General features: G+C 64.8%; 1 protein-coding gene. It reads right to left on the minus strand.

Annotated features, from left to right (window positions below):
- On the minus strand, window positions 1-364 hold a 364-nt coding region (locus FKW31_RS15890), incomplete at both ends, for a transposase (protein ID WP_150179067.1).

Below are 364 nucleotides of genomic sequence, written 5' to 3' on the forward strand. Positions count from 1 at the left end.
GCCGTGGCGCCATTCGGCCTTGGCCACCACCCGCCTGCGGCGCGTCCAGCTGTCCTTTGTGATCCAGTCAAAGGAGGCGAAACCGCGCGCCGCTCTGCCTGTCGTGGCGGCTTCGTCACGAACCTCAGCGGACAAAGAGGCAATCCGGTCATACAGGCGGGTGTTGCCTGCAAGCCCAGACAGGAAGTCAACGTGGTTGTCTTCGCACCATGTCATCAGAGTGTCCCGGGAGAAGCCACTGTCCCCGCGCACCAGAATACGCACCCTGGGCCAGCGGCTCCTGATCTGCTCCACGATCCGGCGGATGTCTGCCAGTGCTTCCTTCCCCGGGTCCCTGTCTGCCGTGCGCAGGGTAGCGCTGAGG

Origin of the sequence: Acetobacter sp. DmW_136, from assembly GCF_008690365.1 — a bacterium.
Lineage (GTDB): Bacteria > Pseudomonadota > Alphaproteobacteria > Acetobacterales > Acetobacteraceae > Acetobacter > Acetobacter oryzifermentans.